We start from the raw sequence: 2900 nt of genomic DNA, 5'->3' as shown, positions 1-2900 counted from the left end.
CCCTCGACCACCCGCTCGCGCAGGTGCACCAGGATCTCGGGGATGTCGATGGCCACCGGGCACACCTCGTAGCACGCACCGCACAGGGACGATGCGTACGGCAGGGAGGCGTCCAACTCACTCTGGGTGCCGCGCAGTTGCGGGGTGAGGATGGCGCCGATCGGGCCGGGGTACGCCGAGCCGTACGCATGGCCGCCGGCCCGCTCGTACACCGGGCACACGTTCAGACACGCCGAACAGCGGATGCAGCGCAGCGCCTGGCGGCCCACGGTGTCCGCGAGGGTGTCGGTACGGCCGTTGTCCAGCAGGACGAGGTGGAAGGCGCGCGGGCCGTCGCCGTCCGTGGTGCCGGTCCAGGTGGAGGTGTACGGGTTCATCCGCTCCGCGGTCGAGGAGCGGGGGAGGAGCTGGAGGAAGACCTCCAAGTCCTGGAAGGTGGGGACCACCTTCTCGATACCGACGACGGAGATCAGCGTCTCGGGGAGGGTCAGACACATCCGGCCGTTGCCCTCGGATTCGACGACGACCAGGGTGCCGGTCTCCGCGATCATGAAGTTGGCGCCGGAGATCCCCACCTTGGCGTTCAGGAACTTCTCGCGGAGGTGGAGACGGGCGGCTTCGGCGAGGTCGGCGGGCGCGTCCGTCAGCCCCTCCGGGGCCGGGCGGCCCCACCCGGCCATCCGCTCGGTGAAGATGTCGCGGATCTCGCCGCGGTTGCGGTGGATCGCCGGGACCAGGATGTGGGACGGGAGGTCGTCGCCGAGCTGCACGATCAGTTCGGCGAGATCGGTTTCGTACGCGGTGATCCCGGCGGAGGACAGGGCGCCGTTCAGCCCGATCTCCTGCGTCGCCATCGACTTGACCTTGACGACCTCGCGCTCGCCCGTGGCCCGCACCAGCTCGGTGACGATGCGGTTCGCCTCGTCGGCGTCCGCGGCCCAGTGCACCTGGCCCCCGGCCGCCGTGACCGCGCTCTCCAGCTGCTCCAGGTAGTGGTCGAGATGGCGCAGCGTACGGTCCTTGATGGCCGCGCCCGCGGCGCGCAGTTGCCCCCAGTCGTCCAGCTCGGACACGGCCGTGGCGCGCTTCGCGCGGATGGTGTGCGTGGCGTGGCGCAGGTTGGCGCGCAGCTGGGTGTTGCGGGTGGAGGCGTCGGCCGCCGCCGGGAAGGCGGGCATTCCCAGGTAGGTGGCTTGGTGGGTTCCGCTCACCAGACGTCTCCTTCCGTGCTGGCCAGGATCTCGGCGATGTGCACCGGGCGGACCGCCGAACCCTGGCGGGCGAGGGTGCCGCCGATGTGCATCTGGCAGGAATTGTCGACCGTGCAGACCGCCTCGGCGCCGGTCCCCGTGATGTTGCGCGCCTTGTCCGCGCCCATCGCCGCCGACACGGCCGCGTTCTTGACCGCGAACGTGCCACCGAAACCGCAGCACTCCTCCGCGCCCGGCAGCTCCACCAGGTCCAGCCCCTTGACGGCGGAGAGGAGTGCGCGCGGGCGGTCGCCCAGGTGGAGCATCCGCAGACCGTGGCAGGTGGGGTGGTACGTGACGGTGTGCGGATAGTAGGCGCCGACGTCCGTCACCTTGAGGACGTTGGTCAGGAACTCGGTCAGTTCATGGGTTTTCGGGACGACGGCTGCCGCGAGGTCCGAGAGTTCCTGGCCGCGGCCCTCGGCGGCGGCCTTCGCACCCATCCTCGGATAGTTGTCGCGCACCATCGCGGCGCACGATCCGGAGGGCGTGACGATGTAGTCGTAGTCGCGGAACGCGGTGGCGTAGCGGCGGAGCAGGGGTTCGGTGTCGTGGCGGTAGCCCGTATTGAACTGCGGCTGGCCGCAGCAGCTCTGCTCGGGCGGGAAGTCCACCTCCACGCCCAGCCGCTCCAGCAGGGTGACCACGGCCTGACCGGTGCGCGGATAGAGCGTGTCGTTGACGCAGGTGATGAAGAGCGCTACCCGCACGGTTCCTCCTCGGCCGCCTTGGCCTCTTCGGTCTCGGTGACCTCTGCGCCTTCCAGGCGGGAGGCTGCCCTGTCCCACGCCGAATGATCACCTGTGGGCTCATACTGCCTCAGTGGCTGGGTGCTGTGAAGCAGTGCGCGGAGTTCCGGCAGCCCGCCGCTGATCGTTCCGGCCGTGCGCGCCTGGATCAGGACGTTTCCGAGCGCCGCCGCCTCGGCCGGGCCCGCGACCACCGGGAGGCCGCAGGCGTCGGCGGTGAGCTGGCACAGCAGGGTGTTGTGCGCGCCACCGCCGACGATGTGCACGGTGTCGACCGTCCCCGTACGGCCCGACAGGCGAACGGCGTCCGCGAGTGCGCGGCGGTGCGCCAGGGCGAGGGAGTCCAGGACGCAGCGGGTCGTCTCGGCGGGGGTACGGGGAGCGGGCTGGCCGGTGCGGCGGCAGGCGGCGGCGATGCGGTCGGGCATGTCGCCGGGGGCGATGAACGCTGGGTCGCCCGCGTCCACGACGGAGCGCAGGGGGGTGGCGCGGGCTGCCGCTTCGAGGAGGGTGGGGAGGTGGTGCTGTTCTCCGGTGTTCTCCCAGGTGCGCAGGCACTCCTGGAGCAGCCACAGGCCCATGATGTTGCGCAGATAGCGCACCGTGCCGTCCACGCCCAGCTCATTGGTGAAGTTCGCCAGCCGGCTCGCCTCGGTGAGGACCGGCGCGTCCAGCTCCAGCCCGGCCAGCGACCAGGTGCCGGTGGCGATGTACGCGAAGCGGGGGCTCGTGGCGGGGACTCCGACGACGGCGGAGGCGGTGTCGTGCGAGCCGACCGCCGTGACGGGGGTGGGGTGCGGGAGGCCTGTAGCGGCGAGGACGTCCGGGAGGAGGGTTCCGGCGGGAGTGCCGGGGTTCCGCAGGGGTGGGGAAGAGGGCCAGGTCGATGCCGAGGGTGTCC

General features: G+C 71.2%; 2 protein-coding genes and 1 pseudogene. All 3 read right to left on the bottom strand.

Annotation, left to right across the window (positions count from 1 at the left end; all coding sequences use genetic code 11):
* The coding region (locus SSOG_RS07020) for a lactate utilization protein B (RefSeq protein ID WP_039940757.1) at positions 1 to 1178 on the bottom strand (1178 nt) is incomplete at its 3' end.
* 29 nt (positions 1179 to 1207) lie between these two features.
* A complete protein-coding gene (locus SSOG_RS07015; protein ID WP_009713513.1) occupies positions 1208 to 1960 on the bottom strand; it encodes a (Fe-S)-binding protein in 753 nt (250 codons plus the stop codon).
* Positions 1951 to 2900, bottom strand: a pseudogene (locus SSOG_RS07010) (rhamnulokinase); the annotation flags it as partial. The pseudogene SSOG_RS07010 and the gene SSOG_RS07015, both read right to left, overlap by 10 nt.

This window comes from Streptomyces himastatinicus ATCC 53653 (genome assembly GCF_000158915.1).
In the GTDB taxonomy this organism is placed as follows: domain Bacteria; phylum Actinomycetota; class Actinomycetes; order Streptomycetales; family Streptomycetaceae; genus Streptomyces; species Streptomyces himastatinicus.
This window is presented reverse-complemented; position numbering and strand designations above follow the sequence as displayed.